The sequence below is a fragment of the Dyella thiooxydans genome, from assembly GCF_001641285.1.
Lineage (GTDB): Bacteria > Pseudomonadota > Gammaproteobacteria > Xanthomonadales > Rhodanobacteraceae > Dyella_A > Dyella_A thiooxydans.
Window position 1 is genome coordinate 2,926,993 of the sequence record NZ_CP014841.1, and the last position, 17,712, is coordinate 2,944,704.

At 68.7% G+C, this 17,712-nt stretch carries 17 protein-coding genes; 11 read left to right on the forward strand and 6 right to left on the reverse strand.

All coding sequences use genetic code 11. The annotated features are described in order from the left end of the window. Positions 1-84 precede the first annotated feature (84 nt). Both dprA and ATSB10_RS13330 read right to left on the reverse strand, forming a co-directional pair. Positions 85-1,206, reverse strand: coding sequence for a DNA-processing protein DprA (dprA, locus tag ATSB10_RS13325; RefSeq protein WP_063673263.1), 1,122 nt, complete (start codon positions 1,204-1,206; stop codon positions 85-87). Positions 1,207-1,294: 88 nt separating this feature from the next. Beyond that, a complete protein-coding gene (locus tag ATSB10_RS13330; protein WP_063673264.1) occupies positions 1,295-2,410 on the reverse strand; it encodes a LysM peptidoglycan-binding domain-containing protein in 1,116 nt (371 codons plus the stop codon). 187 nt (positions 2,411-2,597) lie between these two features. On the opposite strand from ATSB10_RS13330, the gene def reads away from it, so the two are divergent. From def to ATSB10_RS13360, 6 genes are all read left to right on the forward strand, one after another. Then, positions 2,598-3,107 (forward strand): peptide deformylase, encoded by a 510-nt coding sequence (gene def, locus ATSB10_RS13335; RefSeq protein WP_063673265.1) that lies wholly within the window; start codon positions 2,598-2,600, stop codon positions 3,105-3,107. Further along, a complete protein-coding gene (gene fmt, locus ATSB10_RS13340) occupies positions 3,104-4,048 on the forward strand; it encodes a methionyl-tRNA formyltransferase (protein WP_157469238.1) in 945 nt (314 codons plus the stop codon). Before def ends, fmt begins: the two co-directional genes overlap by 4 nt. After that, a complete protein-coding gene (gene rsmB / locus ATSB10_RS13345; protein WP_063673266.1) occupies positions 4,045-5,352 on the forward strand; it encodes a 16S rRNA (cytosine(967)-C(5))-methyltransferase RsmB in 1,308 nt (435 codons plus the stop codon). The genes fmt and rsmB overlap by 4 nt, the downstream gene beginning before the upstream one ends. A gap of 73 nt (positions 5,353-5,425) precedes the next feature. Beyond that, positions 5,426-7,150 (forward strand): ArnT family glycosyltransferase, encoded by a 1,725-nt coding sequence (locus ATSB10_RS13350; RefSeq protein ID WP_063673267.1) that lies wholly within the window; start codon positions 5,426-5,428, stop codon positions 7,148-7,150. Continuing rightward, a complete protein-coding gene (locus ATSB10_RS13355; protein ID WP_063673268.1) occupies positions 7,128-8,477 on the forward strand; it encodes an O-antigen ligase family protein in 1,350 nt (449 codons plus the stop codon). Before ATSB10_RS13350 ends, ATSB10_RS13355 begins: the two co-directional genes overlap by 23 nt. Beyond that, positions 8,410-9,408 (forward strand): glycosyltransferase family 2 protein, encoded by a 999-nt coding sequence (locus ATSB10_RS13360; RefSeq protein WP_083966217.1) that lies wholly within the window; start codon positions 8,410-8,412, stop codon positions 9,406-9,408. Before ATSB10_RS13355 ends, ATSB10_RS13360 begins: the two co-directional genes overlap by 68 nt. On the opposite strand, the gene ATSB10_RS13365 is transcribed toward ATSB10_RS13360, so the two are convergent. From ATSB10_RS13365 to ATSB10_RS13375, 3 genes are read right to left on the reverse strand one after another with little or no spacing between them, the layout of a single operon-like run. After that, entirely contained in the window at positions 9,344-10,198 is an 855-nt protein-coding gene (locus ATSB10_RS13365) for a glycosyltransferase family 2 protein (RefSeq protein ID WP_063673270.1), read from the reverse strand. The genes ATSB10_RS13360 and ATSB10_RS13365 overlap by 65 nt on opposite strands. After that, complete coding sequence (locus tag ATSB10_RS13370) at positions 10,198-11,145, reverse strand: glycosyltransferase family 2 protein (RefSeq protein ID WP_063673271.1); 948 nt, start codon at positions 11,143-11,145, stop codon at positions 10,198-10,200. Before ATSB10_RS13370 ends, ATSB10_RS13365 begins: the two co-directional genes overlap by 1 nt. Further along, complete coding sequence (locus ATSB10_RS13375) at positions 11,142-12,092, reverse strand: UDP-glucuronic acid decarboxylase family protein (RefSeq protein WP_063673272.1); 951 nt, start codon at positions 12,090-12,092, stop codon at positions 11,142-11,144. Before ATSB10_RS13375 ends, ATSB10_RS13370 begins: the two co-directional genes overlap by 4 nt. 156 nt (positions 12,093-12,248) lie before the next feature. Here ATSB10_RS13375 and ATSB10_RS13380 point away from each other — a divergent pair, with 156 nt between their 5' ends. The 4 genes from ATSB10_RS13380 to ATSB10_RS13395 all read left to right on the forward strand — a co-directional run bounded on the left by ATSB10_RS13380 (position 12,249) and on the right by ATSB10_RS13395 (position 16,264). Further along, positions 12,249-13,064, forward strand: coding sequence for a glycosyltransferase family 2 protein (locus tag ATSB10_RS13380; protein ID WP_063673273.1), 816 nt, complete (start codon positions 12,249-12,251; stop codon positions 13,062-13,064). A gap of 69 nt (positions 13,065-13,133) precedes the next feature. Beyond that, positions 13,134-14,168 (forward strand): CDP-glycerol glycerophosphotransferase family protein, encoded by a 1,035-nt coding sequence (locus ATSB10_RS13385; protein WP_063673274.1) that lies wholly within the window; start codon positions 13,134-13,136, stop codon positions 14,166-14,168. A 60-nt stretch (positions 14,169-14,228) separates the two neighbouring features. After that, positions 14,229-15,941: an ArnT family glycosyltransferase gene (locus ATSB10_RS13390; protein WP_063673275.1), complete on the forward strand. Its 1,713-nt coding sequence runs from the start codon at positions 14,229-14,231 to the stop codon at positions 15,939-15,941. Beyond that, positions 15,938-16,264 carry a tetratricopeptide repeat protein gene (locus tag ATSB10_RS13395; protein ID WP_063673276.1) on the forward strand — a complete coding sequence of 109 codons (327 nt, stop codon included), beginning with the start codon at positions 15,938-15,940 and terminating at the stop codon, positions 16,262-16,264. The genes ATSB10_RS13390 and ATSB10_RS13395 overlap by 4 nt, the downstream gene beginning before the upstream one ends. Before the next feature lie 5 nt (positions 16,265-16,269). On the opposite strand, the gene ATSB10_RS13400 is transcribed toward ATSB10_RS13395, so the two are convergent. Beyond that, positions 16,270-17,175 carry an LpxL/LpxP family acyltransferase gene (locus ATSB10_RS13400; RefSeq protein ID WP_063673277.1) on the reverse strand — a complete coding sequence of 302 codons (906 nt, stop codon included), beginning with the start codon at positions 17,173-17,175 and terminating at the stop codon, positions 16,270-16,272. Between the two features lie 86 nt (positions 17,176-17,261). Between ATSB10_RS13400 and dtd the strand changes: the two genes are divergently transcribed. Further along, on the forward strand, positions 17,262-17,699 hold the full coding sequence (dtd, locus tag ATSB10_RS13405) for a D-aminoacyl-tRNA deacylase (RefSeq protein WP_063673278.1): 438 nt from the start codon (positions 17,262-17,264) through the stop codon (positions 17,697-17,699). Positions 17,700-17,712 lie beyond the last annotated feature (13 nt).

Consider the following 17,712-nt stretch of genomic DNA (forward strand, 5'->3'; position numbering starts at 1 on the left):
CGACGGACACATATATCTAGTTGAGCCATGCGGCTGCGACGACTGTCAAGCCGAACTGTCGGAAAGTGAGGCAGGACGCCGGATTCAGGGGGCCAGACGCTGGTAGCGATTGCCGGGCAGGGCGCCGATCCGCCCCTCCAGCTCCAGCAGCAGCAGACGCGCCGACAGCTCGGAGGCCGGTGTGCCCAGACGCGCCACCAGCTGGTCCAGCGCGACCGGGTCGTGACCCAGGGCTGCCATCAGGGTATCGTCCACCGCCTCGGTCGGGGTCTCGCCGATCGGCGCATCGGGTGACTCCCCGCCCAGCCGGGCAGCCAGATCGGCACCAAGCGCCCGTGCGGCCGGCCCCAGTGCCTCGATCACCTCGCCCGGCTCCTCCACCAGGCGGGCACCGTCGCGGATCAGCTGGTGGCTGCCACGCGCCAGCGGGTGGTGGATCGATCCGGGCAGGGCGAACACCTCGCGCCCCTGTTCGGCTGCCAGACGCGCGGTGATCAACGAACCCGAGCGCAGACCCGCCTCGACCACCAGGGTACCCAGAGCCAACCCTGCGATCAGGCGATTGCGGCGGGGAAAATGATCGGCCCGGGCCGGCGTGCCGGGCGGAAATTCGCTGACCAGCGCGCCCTGCTCGACGATGCGGCGGGCGAGGGCATGGTGTTTGCGCGGATAGACCCGGTCGGCCCCGGTGCCGACCACCGCCACGGTCGGCAGGCCGGCATCCAGCGCGGCGGCATGGGCAGCCCCGTCGATGCCATCGGCCATGCCGCTGGTCACCAGCAACCCGGCCTGCCCCAGCGCGCGAGCGAAGGCGCGCGCGTTGGCCAGACCACCAGGGCTGGCCTGGCGCGCTCCGACGATGGCGATCTGCGGCAACAGCAGCAGGGAAGCGTCGCCCGCCACGAACAGCGCCGCGGGTGGCTGCGGGATGGTCTCCAGTGGCGGCGGGAAATCCGCATCGGTACAGCAGAGCAGCCGGCGACCGGGATGCGCCAGCCAGAGCAGATCCTCATCCAGTCGCGCCTGGTCCGGACGGCGCAGCCAGTCCCGCGCCCCGGCCTCGGCCGGAACGGAGCCCCGGACGATCCGATCGAGCGCGTTCGCGATATCTCCGCCGGCATCGGCCAGACGTGTGCGCAATCCACCGGGCCCCAGCCCCGGGCACCTGAGTGCCAACAGCCAGGCGCGCAATTGATCCTCGTCCATCCGGCAAGTCTAAGCGGCAGACCAAAAGCAGACGGCGCGGCAAAGCCGCGCCGTCGTGTGGTCCTGCACCGACCGTTCAGTCGATGACTTACTCGGGCATGCGCAGCGTGTCGCGGTTCTTGACTGGCTTGAGGCTGTCCATGATCAGCGCGTAGCTGACCTTGTCGAAGGTGCGGAACACCATGACATGGCCGGCGAACTCCTCCGGCAGGGTCACCTTCGGCGAGGTGCCGCGATCCCAGCTGTCGCCGGCGACGTCGTCGGCGATGGTCTCGCCGGGTTGCCAAACGGCGTAGGTCTGGCCGTTCTCGACACCGTCCTGCTTGCCGATCGACAGCGCGACCACCTGCAGCTTGCCGTCCGCTTCCAGCGCGTCGGCGATGTCGATCACCCGGGCGTTCTGCGGCACGCTCTTGGGCGCATGCGGGTAGTAGTAGGCGTCGTAAGGCTGATCGTCGATCGGCATCACGCGGTCGCCCTTGCGGACCTCCCGCGTGGAGTCGAGCAGCAGCAGGGTGGAGACGTCGCCCGTACGCAGCGTCTCGGCCGTACCGATCACGGTGACTTCGATACCCAGATCGTCACCGCGGCCATAGTGGCCGTCATTGCGGAAGTCCTCGGACCAGGGACCACGCACCGTGGCCACATTCGCGTCGAGCGGATGCGCGACCAGATCACGGTCATCGCCCTTGCCGTAGCCGCGGAAGACATGCGTCGGTCGAACGATGGCCCAGCGCTGCCCAGGCTGGGAATTCAGGTTGCGCACGTAGACGTTCTGCCCCGGCGCACCGGCCAGCCGCGCTTCTTCCAGGCCCACCACGTAGGGGGTGGAATTCAGCTCGTCCGAATTCACCACCCGCATGTCCTTGAGGAACATGCTCAGGTCGGACAGCGGAATGGCCGGAACCGGCTCCTCGCCCGCATGCACGCCCGGCTCCAGCTTCAGCGAGGGGCCGTTGATGAAGGACAGGTTGAGGACATCACCCGGATAGATCAGGTGCGGGTTGTGCACCTGCGGGTTGGCCTGCCAGATCTCCGGCCACAGCCAGGGCTTGGACAGGAACTTGGCGGAAATGCCCCAAAGGGTGTCGCCCCGGTGCACGGTGTAGGTGTCAGGATGACTGGCCCGGAGCTGGGCTCCGGCGGCATAAACGGCAACCGTCACCAGCATGCCTGCCAGCAGTCCGATGGACTTCTTGATCATATGCGGGAATCCCCCTCCCCCGGTGCAGTCGCGAGTGTAACCGAACGGTTAAGCCACGCAACTGGAGCCAGTTGGCAAAACTGTCTGCCTTACGCGGGCTTGCCGACGTACAATAAACCGTATTCTAGATCGCGGCCGGCATGGGTTTTCGCCACTTTGCCCGCATTTCCGGCGTCGAGGTGAGCTTATGTCCGTTCTCAACATCATTGAATTCCCCGATCCCCGCCTGCGCGTGCGCGCCGAGCCGGTAACCCGTTTCGACGCCGAGCTGAAGCAGTTCGTCGCCGACATGTTCGAAACCATGTATGCCGCCAACGGCGTCGGCCTGGCCGCGACCCAGGTCGCGGTGAGCCAGCAGGTGCTGGTCGCCGACATGAGCGAGGAACGCAACCAGCCGCTGGCGCTGATCAACCCGGAAATCCTGGAGAAGACCGGCACCCAGGTCTACCAGGAAGGCTGCCTGTCGTTCCCCGGCATCTTCGCCGACGTCACCCGTGCGCTGAAGGTCAAGGTCAAGGCGCACGACGCGGATGGCAAGGAAGTGGTGATGGACATCGAGGGTCCGCTGGCCGTATGCATCCAGCACGAGATGGACCATCTGGCCGGCAAGGTCTTCGTCGACTACCTCTCGCCGCTGAAGCGCTCGATGCTGCTCAAGCGGATGGAGAAGCAGCGCAAGCAGGCGGCCAGCGCTTGAGTGCACCGGCCCCGCTGCGCATCGTCTTCGCCGGCACCCCCGAATTCTCCGTTCCCTGTCTCGCCGCCTGCCGCACCAGCGGCGCCGAGGTGGTGGCCGCGTACACCCAGCCGGACCGACCGGCTGGTCGCGGGCGCAAGCTCACTCCCAGCCCGGTGAAACAGGCCGCGCTGGAGGCCGGCATACCCGTCGAACAGCCCGAGTCGTTGAGGGACACCTCCGCGCGCGAGCGGCTGGCCGCCTACGCCCCGGACCTGATGGTGGTGGTCGCCTACGGCCTGATCCTGCCGCGCAAGGTGCTGGCGATCCCCCGCCTGGGCTGCTGGAACGTCCACGCCAGCCTGCTGCCGCGCTGGCGCGGGGCGGCACCGATCCAGCGCGCGATCCTCGCCGGTGATGCCGAGAGCGGCGTCGACCTGATGCAGATGGAAGCCGGGCTGGATACCGGCCCGGTGCTGCTGGAGCGGCGCACGCCGATCAGTGGCGACGACACCGGCGGCAGCCTGCACGACCGGCTTGCCGCCCTGGGCGCCGGCATACTGGCCGAAGGACTGCGCCGGGTCATGGCCGGCGAAACCCTGACTGCCACGCCGCAACCGGAAGCCGGCGTCACCTACGCGCACAAGCTGGACAAGGCCGAGGCACTGCTGGACTTCACCCGGCCCGCGATCGAGCTGGAGCGGCAGGTCCGTGCCTTCGATCCCTGGCCGGTCGCCGAGGGCGAGATCGCCGGCGAGCGGGTGCGGGTGTGGGGCGCCCGCGCGATTGACACCGCGCCCAGCGCCGCGGCGGGCACCGTGCTCGCCGCCGGCCGCGACGGCATCGACATCGCCTGCGGCGGTGGCGCCCTGCGGGTTACCGCGATCCAGCGCGCCGGCGGCAAGCGCATCAGCGCGTCGGACTACCTCAACGCCCGCGCCGAGCTGCGCACGCCGCGATGAAGCCGGACACCCGCGCGCTGGCCGCCGGCGGCCTCGCCGAGATCGCCCTGCGCGGCGCCTCGCTGCGCGAGGTGATGGAACGCAGCGCACCGCGCCTGCCCGACCCGCGCGACCGCGCGCTGCTGATGGCCCTGCTCAGTGAAGGTGCGCGCTGGTGGCTTCGCTACGACGCGGCGCTGGGCGAGTTGCTGGCCAAACCGCTCAAGCGCAAGGAGCCGGCGATCCACGCCCTGCTGGTGCTGGGCCTGGTGCAACTGGAGGTACTGGAGCTGGAGGACTACGCCGCCGTCGCCGCCACGGTCGAGGCAACCCGTGCTCTGAAACGCCCGGCGCTGGCCGGACTGGTCAACGCGGTGCTTCGCCGCTGGCAGCGCGAGCGCGACGCGCGCCTGGCCCGGCTGGACGCGCAGCCGGCGACCCGTCACGCCCATCCGGACTGGCTCGCCGCCGCGCTGGCGACCGACTGGCCGGCGCAGGCCGAGGCGGTGATGGTCGCCGACAACCGCGAGCCGCCGCTGATGCTGCGCGCGAACCGCCGCTACGGCGAGCGCGACGCATTGATCGCCGCGCTGCGCGGCGTCGGGCAGGCGGCCGAGACCCACCCCTGGCTGGCCGACGGCGTCGTGCTGCCGCACAGCACCGACGTGACCCGCCTGCCGGGCTTTGCCGAAGGCGCGTTCGCGGTGCAGGACGGCGCCGCCCAGGTCGCCACCGACCTCGTCGATGCCCGCGACGGCCAGCGCGTGCTCGACGCCTGCGCCGCGCCGGGCGGCAAGGCCTGCCACCTGCTCGAGCGTGCGGACGTGGAGCTCACGGCACTGGAGAGGGACGAGCACCGCGCCACCCGCATCCGGCAGAACCTGGAGCGGCTGCAGCTGTCGGCGAAGCTGATCGTGGGCGACGCCGGCGATCCCGCCGCATGGTGGGACGGCCGGCCGTTCGACCGCATCCTCATCGACGCGCCGTGTTCCGCCTCGGGCGTGCTGCGCCGGCGGCCGGACGTGCGCCTGCATCGGCGCGAGAGCGACATCGCCGAACTCGGCGTGCAGCAGCGACGCATCCTGCACGCGCTGTGGCCACTGCTGACACCGGGCGGACGGCTGGTCTACGCCACCTGTTCGCTGCTTCGCGCGGAAAACGAGACGGTAGTCGCCGAGCTGCTCGCCGCACAGGCCGATGCCGAGGCGGTGCCGTTCGAGCTGCCCGTGGGCCAGCGCGCCGCCGTGGGCTGGCAGATCCTGCCCGGCGACGGCGATCTTGACGGCATGTACTACGCCGTCCTGCGCAAACGCCCCCGACCCTGATGGCCAGCCACGATCCCCGGGCGGGCGGCTATGCTTGCCCGGTTGCCTGCCGTTCGATGGAAGCGTCCCCGCTGTGAAGCCGCCCGTGCCACTCAATCGCGCCCACCCGCTGTGGCTGGGCAACGCCCGTCGCGAACTGCTCTGGTCCGGCCTGTTCGCCCTGTTCGTGCTCGGCATCGGCATCGGCCTGCGCGATCCCTGGCCGTCCGACGAGCCCCGTTTCGCCCTGGTCGCCCACTGGATGGTCGAGCATGGTCAGTGGCTGTTCCCGCATCGCGGCCACGAGCTGTACCCGGACAAGCCGCCGGTGTTCATGTGGCTGCAGGCGCTGGCCTACTTCCTTACCCGCAGCTGGCGCATCGCTTTCCTGCTGCCATCGCTGCTCTCGGCGATGGGGGCGCTGGCCCTGGTCTACGACCTGGCGCGCCGGCTGTGGAACCACCGCAGTGGCCTGCTCGCCGCGCTGACACTGCTGGTAACGATCCATTTCACCTATCAGATGCGCAACGCGCAGATCGACCCGCTGCTGCTCGGCTGGATGACCCTGGCCAATTACGGCCTGCTCCGTCACCTGCTGCTCGGCCCGGCGTGGCGATGGTTCTGGGTCGGCTGCTTCTTTGCCGGCGTCGGTGTCGTGACAAAGGGCGTCGGTGTGCTCGCGCTGCTGATGCTGGTGCCGTTCGCCTTCGCACGCAGCCGCAGTTGGCGGCACGTTGCCCGGTTCGAGGGGGGCGCCGGGCGCTGGGCCCTGGGGGCGCTCGCCTTCCTGCTGCCGGTGCTGGGTTGGGTGGTGCCGATGGTGCTGGTCGCGCACGCGGACGGCGATCCGCAGCACGCCGAATACGTGCAGAACATCCTGTTCGGGCAGACCGTGCACCGTTATGCGACACCGCCCGGACATATCCATTCGATCGGCTTTTTCCTGGGAATCATCGCCGCCGACTGGTTGCCGCTCTCGCTGCTGCTGCCGTGGGCGATCCCGGCCTGGTGGCGGCGCCTGAAGCGCCGCGACGCGCGCTTCCTGCTGCCGCTGGGCTGGATCGTGCTGATCCTGGTGTTCTTCTCGCTGAGCCCGGGCAAGCGCGACGTCTACATCCTGCCGGCCCTGCCGATCGCCGCGCTGGCGATGGCGCCGATGCTTCCCGCGCTGCTGCGCCGTTCCGGCGTCTGCCGTGCACTGTTCGCACTAACCGCGGGCTTGGCCGGCGCGCTGACGCTTGCCGGTGCACTGGCGCTGATCCGGCATCCGGCGTGGTCGGTGAAGATCGAGCACAGCCTCGACCCGAAGATCTGGTGGCTGTTCCTGGCGATGGGTGCGGGCGGACTGCTGATTGCCGCGCTTACGCGCGTGCGGCGCGCGCCGCTCGGGTGGGCCGCGTTCGCCGCCCTGCTCTGGAGTGTCTACGGACTGTGGGGATACCCGCTGCTCAATGCCGACCGTTCCGCGCTGGGGGTGATGGAGAAGGCGCGCGCGATCGCTGGCCCCGACGCCACGATCGGGCTCGTCGCCTGGAAAGAGCAGAACCTGCTGATGGCCCAGGGCCCGGTGACCGAGTTCGGCTTTCTCAAACCATGGCCGCAACAGTTTTCCGACGCCGTGGACTGGCTGAAGGCCGACCCGGCCCATCGCTGGCTGTTCAGCCTGGACGCCGCAATGGGGGACTGCGTGCAAAAGACCAAGGCCACCTATGTCGGTCACGCCAACCGTCGCGAATGGTGGATGTTCCGCGCCGACGCTGTGGTGAGTGGCTGCACGCCCGGGGGAGCGGGAAACGATGACGACAACAGCGAGGACTGAGCCGCTGTCCCGCTTCGGCAACGCGCGTCACGGGGTCCTGATCGCTGCGCGCTGGTGCGCCGTGGCGAGCCTGTTCATGGCACCGGTCAACAAACCCGGCACCAACGTGGCGCTTGGTCTGTGCATCCTGTTGTCGTTGCTCGGTGCGGACACTGGCCGGCGGTGGCTTGCCTCCTGGCGTCATCCGGTCGTGCGCGGCGCCCTCGTGTGGTGGGGGGTGCTTTTCCTCAGTGCCCTGCATACCTGGTACCTGACGTCGAAGCTGCCGCTCGGCGGGTCCTTCGTCTGGGCCTGCTGGTATCCCCTGGCCCTGGGTTCGGTGCTCGACGACGATCGCTGGCGGGGACGTGCGCTGGTCGCCTTTGCGGCGGCCATGGCGCTGACCGTGCTGATTTCCTGGGGCATGGCCTTCGGCTGGATTCCCCAACGCGCGCTGGTCGCCACCCAGCCGTTCATGCGCAACACCGTGTTCAAGGAATACACCCAGCAGGGCCTGGCAACCCTGATCTTCGCGTCGATGGCACTGGCTGCGGCGACGCGCGCGCAGTCGAGGACCACGCGCTGGGGCCTGGCACTGGTATCCGTGCTGGCCGTGGCCAACGTCTGCTTCGCGCTGGAAAGCCGCACCAGCTATCTGACCCTTTTGCCCGTGGCCGCGTACTGGGCTTGGCGGCTGCTGCTTCGGCGCTGGTCGCCGCTGAAGGCCCGGGCGGCCATGCTCACCCTCGGCGCGGCCACCGCTACCGCGCTCTGGTTCATACCTCTCGTGCGCGATCGCCTGGTGCTGTCCGTCGATCACGAAATCGTCGCATATGAACAGCAACATACGGCGACTTCGTCGGGGATCCGGCTCGAACTCTGGCGCCGTACGTTGCCAATGATCGCCTCTGCCCCCATTTTCGGGCACGGCCTGCACCAATGGGAGCCGCTGTATCGGCAAGCGACCCGCGACATGCCCAACCGGCAAGCGTTCATGATGGGGCACCCGCACCAGGAGATGCTGTTGATCGTGGCCGAGCAGGGATGCGCCGGCCTGCTGGTTTATCTGCTGTTACTCGTCGCGCTCGCACGCTACATATCCCGCCTGGATCCGCCGCAACGTGATATCTATGCGAGCGCGCTCCTGGTGTATCTCGTGGCGGGGATGGCGAATTGTCTCTGGGCTGACTTTACCCACCGACACGTATTTATCCTTCTCCTGTCCTGCATTCCGCTGGTAGCGCAGGGAGAATCCACCAAGGCCCCGGACGGCTTGCCTGATGCACGAAAGAACCTACGACAGCGTGACGGTGGTCTGCGTCACGTACCAGAGCCGGGAGCTGGCTGAATCGCTGGCGGAACGTCTGCGGCCCTTTCCGCAGGTCATCGTCATCGACAACGGCAGCACCGACGGCACGGCAGCGGCGCTGCGCCAGTTGCTTCCGCATGCCCGCGTATTGCAGCGGGAGACCAACGGCGGCTTCGGCAAGGCAAACAACGAGGCCATGGCGCAGGTTCGCACGCCCTTCGCCCTGCTGCTCAATCCCGATTGCAGCCTTCCGGCCGACTCGATGGAAGTGCTGATGGCCTGTATGGACCGCTACCCCTCGGCGGGGGCGATCGCCCCACAGAGCTGGCGCGCCAGCGGGCGCCCCCAGAAGAGTTTCCGGCCTGCCTTTTACGAAAAACTGCCCCGGCAGGCTTACCTGCCGCCGGATGGAACCTGCTCCGCTCAGTGGCTCAACGGTTGCTGCCTGCTGGTACGCACCGGCGCGTTCCACCAGATCGGAGGCTTCGACGAGCGATTCTTCCTCTATTACGAGGACGATGACCTGTGCCTGCGCCTGAGGCGGGCTGGATATGAATGCCTCATCGAGCCTGCGGCCAGGGCCCTTCATACAGGCGGGGCATCGTCCTCGCCGAGCGCCTCCCTCAGCCTGTTCAAGGCCTTCCACTACGCGCGCTCCCGCCACCTGGCGATCTGCAGGTACCGCGGCCGCGGTGCGGGCTACCGCTATCTGGCCAAGACGCTGCTGGCCGCTGCGCCGCTGTGCCTGGGGTACGCCGTAGTGCTGCAACGCAGGCACGCGATGAAATGGCTGGCATGGGGGGCGGCGGCAGCCCGCGCATTGCTGGAACCGCCACCTGCCAAGCTTGCCGAACAGGAAGCATCACGCCGGGCTCACGCCCCCGCGAAGCGACCGATCGATCCGCTCAGGCGTGGATGGGCGCCCCGGCAGACGCTCCCACTGAACGAAGATCAGCCGGCGGAGCAATGAACTCCCGCAGGTGGGCGGCCACGCCCATCTCGCAACGGACCAGGTTCCTTGCGCGCGTGTCCTCCACCACCCGGTCGTTCGGGTTGTCGACGATGCACTTGCGGGTAGGGTGATAGAGGTGGGTGGCGAGTGCGCTGAAACGCACGTCCCGTCGCGACAAGCCCGCATGGAACGCGCGGATCGCCAGTTCGGTGTCCTCCCGGCCCCAGCCGGTCATGGCCTCATTGAAGCCGTTGACGCGCAGCAGGTCGTCGCGCCAGAACCCCATGTTGCAACTCTTGATGCCGCGCTGCTTGTGCCCCGGGCGGGCATACAAGCGGGCGACCAGCGGCAAGCGGAGGGTGTGGCGGCGCCGCTCGATGCCGCGCTCGAAGAATCCGGGCTGGTCGAGCTCCCCGCAGATCATGCGGCGGGTCAACGCCTCGTCGGTCAATACGCGCGAACCCTGCACGAAACACCCGGGGCGGGCAAACGCACGATGGTCGGCAATGAAATGTCGCTCCGCGACCATGTCGCCGTCCAGCAGCACCAAGTAGTCGCCCTGGGCTGCGGCAATGGCACGATTGCGCGCACGACTCATCCGTGCGCCATCGTCGGGCTGCCACAGGTGCACGAGCCGCACCGGATAGTCGCGGGCTACCCGTTCGAGCAACTGCCGCGTGTCATCGTGCGAGCCGTCGTCGGTCACGATGACCTCGTGGGGCAGCTCGGTCTGCCGCGCCAGCGCGCGCAGCACCAGGCCGAGCGCCTGCGGCCAGTTGTAGGTGATCACCGCGACGCTGATGCGCATCAGCCCAACCCTTTGAACTCCACGGGGAGTTTGCCGCGACGACGCCAGGCTGACCAGAGGATCGATAGCGATTGCTCGGTGCGACGCAGCCAGCTGCCCCGTCGGAGCCGGACCAGTCCTGCATAGCGGCGGGCCTCGCGCGAGGTCGGTTCGGGCTTGGTCTTGAACTCCTGTTTGGCGAACTCGACGCAGCGCGCGTCCAACCCGACCGAGCGCGCATAGTGCTCGATCAGGCCGCGCGAGCGGAAGCGGTTGAGGTACTCGTTCGCCGGGGTGCGATGGCTCCACCAGCCGTTGGCGCCATGGATGCGATAGCGCACGGTACCGGTCGGCAGGTAGTACTTGCGTCCGCCCAGGATACTGGTGCCGAACACCAGGCAATTGTCGGCGGAAAGGCGCCAGGACGAAGAGAGGCTGGCCGGGAGCTCCAGGGTCCGCCGAGCCCAGTCGATCCGGAGCGCGATCGCCGAGGTCGGCGCGCCGTACCAGTGCGTCAGCATGTAGGTGCTGACCGCGGTGAAGCCGAGGTCCACCGCGCGGTCGGCGTAGCGCATCCGGGCCACCTGCTGGTCGAACAGCTCGATATCGGTGAACACGAAGTCGATGTCCCTGCGCGTATCGAACAGCTCACCCAGCCGCGCCAGGTGCTCCGGGCGCCAACAGTCGTCGGCGTCGAGGAAGCAGACCACGTCGCCGCTCGCCTGGGCGAGGCCGCGCTGGAACGCCACCAGTTGCCCCCCGTTTTCACCCATCAGCAGGATCACGCGTGGATCCCCGCCATAGCGCTCGACCAGCATGGCCGGGGAGCCGTCGGTGGAGCCATCGTCCACCACGATCAACTGGTGCGGCGCGCGTGTCTGCGCCAGCACGCTGTCGACTGCTTCGCAGACGAAGGCGCCGTAGTTGTAGTTCGTGACGATGACCGAGAAGCGCACCGGTGCAGTCATGCGGCATGCCCCTCGGCAAACAGCTGGCGGAAGTACGCGATCGTCTCCTTCAGGCCATCCTCCAGCGCCACCCTTGGCTGCCACCCCAGCTCTTCGCGCGCCAGCGCGATGTCCGGCTGGCGCTGCCGCGGATCGTCCGCCGGCAGCGGGCGATGGACGATACGGGACGCACCGCCGACCAGGCGCAGCACCAGCTCGGCCAGCTCGATCATGGTGAACTCGACCGGATTGCCGATGTTCACCGGCCCGGTGAACCCGCGCCGGGAGTCCATCATCCGCAGCATCGCCTCGACCAGGTCATCGACATAGCAGAAGCTGCGCGTCTGCCTGCCGTCACCGTAGAGGGTGATGTCCTCGCCCCTGAGCGCCTGCACGATGAAATTGCTCACCACGCGCCCGTCATTGGGATGCATGCGGGGGCCGTAAGTGTTGAAGATGCGCACCACCTTGATGTCCAGGTCGTGCTGGCGGTGATAGTCGAAGAACAGCGTCTCGGCGCAGCGCTTGCCCTCGTCGTAACAGCTGCGGAAACCGATCGGATTGACCCGTCCCCAGTACTCCTCGCGCTGCGGATGCATCTCCGGGTCGCCGTACACCTCGCTGGTCGAAGCCTGCAGGATGCGCGCCCTCAGCCGCTTGGCCAGGCCCAGCATGTTGATCGCGCCATGCACCGAGGTCTTGGTGGTCTGTACCGGATCGTGCTGGTAGTGCACCGGGGAGGCCGGACAGGCGAGATTGAAGATGCGGTCGACCTCCACGTAGAGCGGAAAGGTGACGTCATGGCGCATCAGCTCGAAATCCGGCCGCCCCAGCAGGTGGGCGACGTTCTTCTTGGTCCCGGTAAAAAAGTTGTCGACGCAGAGCACGTCGTGCCCGGCGGCGAGCAGACGGTCGCAAAGATGCGAGCCGAGGAAACCGGCGCCGCCAGTGACGAGAATTCGATTCATTGAAACGCCTTGATTTGGAGGCCTGTCCTGGCCGAAGCACCCCTGTCGATCACGGAATTCTGTCATGTGTCCAAAGTCACGGAGTTGACCACAGGCACCCGGTGGACATATCTGGTTCAGTGAGGGCAACCGGCCGGCGCCCTGTAGAATCCCGCCATGCGCACCCTCCCCCTGACCCTGGTCGTCATCACCCACAACGAGGCGCATACCATCGCCCGCTGCCTGGACTCGATCCCGTTCGCCGCGGAAAAGCTGGTGGTGGATTCCGGCAGCGACGATGATACGGTCGCGATCGCAAGAGCCCACGGCGCCCGCGTGGTGCAGCAGGAGTGGCTGGGTTTCGGACCGCAGCGCAATTTCGCTACCACCCAGTGCACACACGACTGGATCCTCGCGCTGGATGCCGACGAGTCGCTCTCGCCGGAACTGGTGGCGGAGCTGGAGCGCGAGCTCCCCGCCCTGATGGCCAGCGACGCTCCGGCCGCCTGGCTGCGCCGGCGCACCATCTACATGGGCCGGCCGATGCGCTGGTACCGGCCGAGCGTGGGCGAGAAGCTGGCCCGGATCTATCACCGCGACCGCGCCCGCTGGACCGACGCCCGGGTGCACGAGTCGCTGCGCTTCGAGGGTCGCGCGCCGACCTTCACCGCGCCGTTCGACCACGCCAACAACCCGACCCTGCCGCACAAGCAGCTCAAGGTGCTGCGCTACGCCGAGCTGAAGTGCCGCGACTGGCTGGAGAAGGGCAAGCCGGTGCGGATGTGGCAGGCGCCGTTTGTCTACCTGCTGGCCTTCCTCAAGGACTACGTGTTCCGGCTGGCCATGCTCGACGGCTGGCGCGGTTTCCTGATCGCGCAGACCGCGGCCAGCTATGCGCTGTACAAGCGCATGCGCTACTACGAGATGCGCCAGAACCCGGCTTCGGTGGCCGAGGCCGAGGCGGTGCTCAGGCGCCACGGTATCGACCGCTGAGCCCCCCGGATCGGCAAGCAGGATGCCACGCCTTAAGCTACGCGTCCTGATTCATCGGCCGGACCCGCCATGCCCAAGCACTACCTCCTCTACGGCTCCGAACGTTACGCGCTGGCGATCCTGCGCCCGCTGCAGGCGGCGATCCGCGCCCGCGGCGACGAGACGGCGTGGTTCTTCGACGGCCCCGGCGCGGAGGATCTGGTCGATGGCGAGCGCCTGCTGAACGTGGAAGAGGTGCGTCGCTGGAAGCCGATCGCCGTGCTCACCCCAGGCAACCACCTGCCGCACTTTTTCCCGGGCGTGAAGGTCGAGGTGTTCCACGGTTTCGATGCCGGCAAGCCGCGCCACATCTACATCCGCGGCTTCTTCGACCTGTACTGCACCACCGGCCCGCGCGACACCGCGCAGTTCCAGGCGCTGGCCGACCAGCTCGGCCACTTCGCCGTGACCGAGACGGGCTGGCCCAAGCTCGACCCGTTCATGCGCGAGATCGCCGGCCCGCTGCCGCCGGTGCGCACGCCGCCGGTGATCCTCTACCACTCGACCTTCTCGCCCTCCTGGAGCGCCGCCGAGACGCTGTATGAAGAGGTCAAGCGGCTGTCGCGCGACGGCCGCTGGCGCTGGATCGTCACCTTCCATCCGAAGATGAACCCGGAAACCCGCGTCAAGTACAAGGCACTGGAGAACGAGCACCTGCGCTTTGCCGAAGACGACAACATCCTCGACCTGTTCGGCCAGGTGGACATGATGTGCTCGGATACCTCCTCCGCCCTCAACGAATTCCTGCTCACCGGCAAGCCCGTGGTCACCTTCAGGAACCGCCGTCCCGGTCCGCAGCTGATCGACATCGACCGGGCGGAGGATTTCGAGCCGGCGATCGAACGCGCGCTGGCCCGGCCGCCGGAGCTGATGCAGGCGATCCGCGACTATGCCGATGCCATCCATCCCTACCGTGACGGGCGCTCCAGCGAGCGGGTGCTGGATGCCATCGACGCCTTCATCGCCGGGGGCGGCCGCAACCGCAAGCCGAAGCCGATGAACCTGTGGCGCAAGTTCAAGCTGCGCCGGCGTATCGGCTACTGGGGACCGCCCCGCGTCCGCTAAGCCGGCAGCCAGCCGCGCGGCAGCTAGAATGCGGGGCCGAATCCCCCGACGAGCCACACCGTGACGTCCAACGCCTACCGTCGATCCGAACACCTGCGCGCCTTGTGGCCCTGGTTGCCACTGTGGACCGCGGCCGCGTTGCTGGCGATCTTCTCGCACGGGCCGATGCCGCTGTTCTCCACCCGCACGCTCGCGGTGGCTTGGGAGATGTGGCACGGACATCACTGGCTGGTGCCGTACATGAATGGGGCGCCCTACAGCGAGAAGGCTCCCCTGCTGTTCTGGATGATCCACGCCGGCTGGGCCGTGTTCGGCGTCAACGACGTGTGGCCGCGCGTGCTCGAGGTCGGCTTCGGCGGTGCCGAGCTGGTGCTGGTATCGATGATCGCCCGGCGCCTGTTCCCCGACCGGCCGTGGGTGGCCTCCGCCACGCCGTGGATGCTGCTGTCGCTGAGCTACGCGTTCCTGTTCGGCCTGCAGATCATGTACGACGTGCTGCTGGCGACCTGGGCACTGGCCACCCTGCTGTGCCTGCTGCCGACCGACCGCCGCGCCGAGCCGCGCTGGTGGCTGTTCGGCCTGTGCATCGGCTTCGGCCTGCTCACCAAGGGGCCGGTGATGCTGCTGCACGTGATCTTTCCGTGGCTGCTCGGTCCATTCTGGAGCGACTGGGCCCGCCAGCACCGCGCGCGCTGGTACGGCTTCGGCGCGCTGGGCGTGCTGCTGGGCCTGGCGATGCTGCTGGCCTGGGCGATCCCGGCCGGCTTCAGCGGTGGCGAGGCCTACCGTCAACGGCTGTTCTTCACCCAGACCGCGGGGCGGGTGGTCAACGGCGTGGCCCCGGCCGCAGACCTGCAGAACCATGCACGGCCGGTGTGGTGGTACCTGCTGGCCGTGCCGGTGCTGATGTTCCCGCTCAGCGCCTGGCCGCGCGCGGTCGCCGCGCTGGCGATGCTGCGCCGACCGCTGCCGGTCGGCGTGCGCTTCGCGCTGAGCTGGCTGGTGCCGGCCTTCATCACTTTCTCGCTGGTCAGCGGCAAGCAGCTGTACTACCCGCTGCCCGAGCTGGGCGGCGCCTGCCTGCTGCTGGCCGGGGCCGTGGCCCTGCTGCGCGAGCGCCATCCGCGACTGGCCACCACCGCCTGGCTCGGCACGTGGCCGCTCGCCGTGGGTGGTGCACTGCTGGCGATATTCATGTTCGTGCTGCCCGGCCTGGTCGCCGGTGACCACCTGCACGGGGAGTGGCTCGACGAGGCGGTCGGCTACAGCCGCTACTTCTCCGCGCTGTTCCTGTTGCTGGGGGCACTGCTGCTGTTGCGCGGCCGCGGCGAAATGCGCCGACTGGCCGTGGCGGGCCTGGTCGGCACGCTGGCCCTCAACACGCTGTTCACGCTCACCGCCTGGCACAAATACGACCTGACGCCGTCGAACCAGCTGCTGGCCTCGATGCAGGCTCAGCACCGCGCGATCGGCTACTTCGGTTCATACGACGCGCAGTTCCACTTCGCCGCCCGGCTGACCGGCCCGATCGTCGAGATGCACGTGCCGGCGCAGGTCGCCGCATTCGCCCAGGCCCACCCGGACGGGGTGATCGTGACCCATCCCGGCAAGCTGACCGACGAGGACCGCCGCTACGCCCTGCTGGTGCAGCCGTTCCGCTCGTCGTGGATCGTGATCTGGTCGGCGCCGGCGCTGGCGGACGTGCAGGCCGGGCAGCTCCCGCCCGAACCGGCCACGCCCACCCTCGTCTATCCGGGCACGGCGCGCCCGTGAGCCCGTCCCGCATCCAGGCCCTGCGCGCGCAGTGCGGCGGCCCGCGCGACGGGGCATTGCTGCGCTTTTCGCTCGGCGCCGCCCTGCTTGACGCAAACGACGCCGCCGAGGCCCGCGCGGAACTGGAACGGGCCACGGCCTTCGACCCGGCCTATTCGGCCGCATGGAAGCTGCTGGGCAAGGCCTGCGTGGATTCCGGCGACACCGATGCCGCCGCGCAAGCGTGGCGACGTGGCATCGCCGCCGCCGAGGCACGCGGCGACGAGCAGGCAAGGAAGGAGATGACCGTGTTCCTGCGCCGGCTCGAGCGCTCCGCCGACTGAGCCGCTCAGTCCACCGCGATCCGACCCGGGCCGTCGTAGGGGCTGATCAGCCCATCGGCCGAGTAGCGCTTGTACTGCCACTGGTACTGGGTGAACGCCCGCTCCACGCAATCCTCCACCCCGCGATTGAGCGCAGCGCAGGCCACGCCCAGGTCGGCATCGTCCAGGCCGGCCGGCGCCGGCAGCAGATGGATGCGGAAGCCTTTTCCGCGCGGCAGGCGCTCGGCGAAGGCGAACAGCACGGTCGCGCCGGTGCGGGCTGCCAGGCGTGGCAACAGCACCATGGTCAACGCGTCGCGGCCGAAGAACGGTGCCACCTGGCCCTCGCCGGCGCGCGGCTTCTGGTCCGGAAGGATGCCGACCGCACCACCGGCGGCGAGCCGCTTGTACAGCGTGCGCACCCCCGCACCCTCCGCGCGTACCTGCTCCGGGGCGAGCGCGCCCCGCACCTTGCGCAAGAGCTGCTCCACCGCGGCGATCCGCGGCGGCCGGTACAGGATCGCCATCGGCGTGCGGCTGCACAGCCAGTAGTTCAGCAACTCCCAGCAACCCAGGTGCGGCGCGGCGATGATCACCCCCTTGCCCGCCGCCAGCGCGGCATCGAACAGCTCGCCGCCGCGGACCTCGCGCACCAGCCCCAGCGCGCGCGTCGCGCCACTGCCCCAGACCTTGATGATCTCGGTGACCGACTTGCCGGCCTCGACCATCGCGCCACGCAGCAACGTGCGGCGGGCCTCGGCCGACAGGCCCGGCCGGGTCACCGCGAGGTTCACCGCGGTGACGTCCGCCGCACGCGCCCCGCGCCACAGCATCAGCCGCCCGATCAGGGCCCCGGCGCCATGCAGCGCCCGCAGCGGCAACAGCGCCAGCAGGCGCAGCAGGAGGTAGAGCAGGTAGATGTCCGCACGCATCCGGCCAGTGTAGTGGAAGGTCCCGCCATCGCTGCCGGAACCGGAACGGTCGCGCTAAGCTGCGCCGACCTTTCCCGGAACCACGCATGATCGCCCTGATTCAGCGCGTCGCCGGCGCGCATGTGAGTGTCGACGGCGAGACCGTCGGAGCCATCGGCCAGGGCCTGCTGGCCCTCGTGGCCGTCCAGCCCGCCGACGGCGAGCCACAGACCCGGCGCATGCTCGAACGCCTGCTCGGCTACCGCGTGTTCGCCGACGATGCCGGCCGCATGAACCGCTCCCTCGCCGATACCCGTGGCGGCCTGCTGCTGGTCAGTCAGTTCACCCTGGCGGCCGACACCCGCAAGGGCATGCGCCCGAGTTTCACCACCGCCGCGCCCCCCGAACATGGCCGCCGCTGGTTCGATCGCCTGGTCGAGCTGGCCCGTGCCGCGCATCCGGGGGTGGAAACCGGCCGCTTCGGTGCCCATATGCAGGTTCACCTGGTGAACGACGGTCCGGTCACTTTCTGGCTGGAGACCTGATGGCTCCGAACCC

Coding starts and splice junctions, on each gene's coding strand:
- ATSB10_RS13380 (WP_063673273.1), top strand. CDS start 12,249: ATGCGCACCCTCCCCCTGACCCTGGTCGTCATCACCCACAACGAGGCG.
- dtd (WP_063673278.1), top strand. CDS start 17,262: ATGATCGCCCTGATTCAGCGCGTCGCCGGCGCGCATGTGAGTGTCGAC.
- ATSB10_RS13355 (WP_063673268.1), top strand. CDS start 7,128: ATGACGACAACAGCGAGGACTGAGCCGCTGTCCCGCTTCGGCAACGCG.
- ATSB10_RS13370 (WP_063673271.1), bottom strand. CDS start 11,145: ATGACTGCACCGGTGCGCTTCTCGGTCATCGTCACGAACTACAACTAC.
- ATSB10_RS13375 (WP_063673272.1), bottom strand. CDS start 12,092: ATGAATCGAATTCTCGTCACTGGCGGCGCCGGTTTCCTCGGCTCGCAT.
- rsmB (WP_063673266.1), top strand. CDS start 4,045: ATGAAGCCGGACACCCGCGCGCTGGCCGCCGGCGGCCTCGCCGAGATC.
- ATSB10_RS13385 (WP_063673274.1), top strand. CDS start 13,134: ATGCCCAAGCACTACCTCCTCTACGGCTCCGAACGTTACGCGCTGGCG.
- ATSB10_RS13360 (WP_083966217.1), top strand. CDS start 8,410: ATGCACGAAAGAACCTACGACAGCGTGACGGTGGTCTGCGTCACGTAC.
- def (WP_063673265.1), top strand. CDS start 2,598: ATGTCCGTTCTCAACATCATTGAATTCCCCGATCCCCGCCTGCGCGTG.
- ATSB10_RS13330 (WP_063673264.1), bottom strand. CDS start 2,410: ATGATCAAGAAGTCCATCGGACTGCTGGCAGGCATGCTGGTGACGGTT.
- ATSB10_RS13365 (WP_063673270.1), bottom strand. CDS start 10,198: ATGCGCATCAGCGTCGCGGTGATCACCTACAACTGGCCGCAGGCGCTC.
- dprA (WP_063673263.1), bottom strand. CDS start 1,206: ATGGACGAGGATCAATTGCGCGCCTGGCTGTTGGCACTCAGGTGCCCG.
- ATSB10_RS13400 (WP_063673277.1), bottom strand. CDS start 17,175: ATGCGTGCGGACATCTACCTGCTCTACCTCCTGCTGCGCCTGCTGGCG.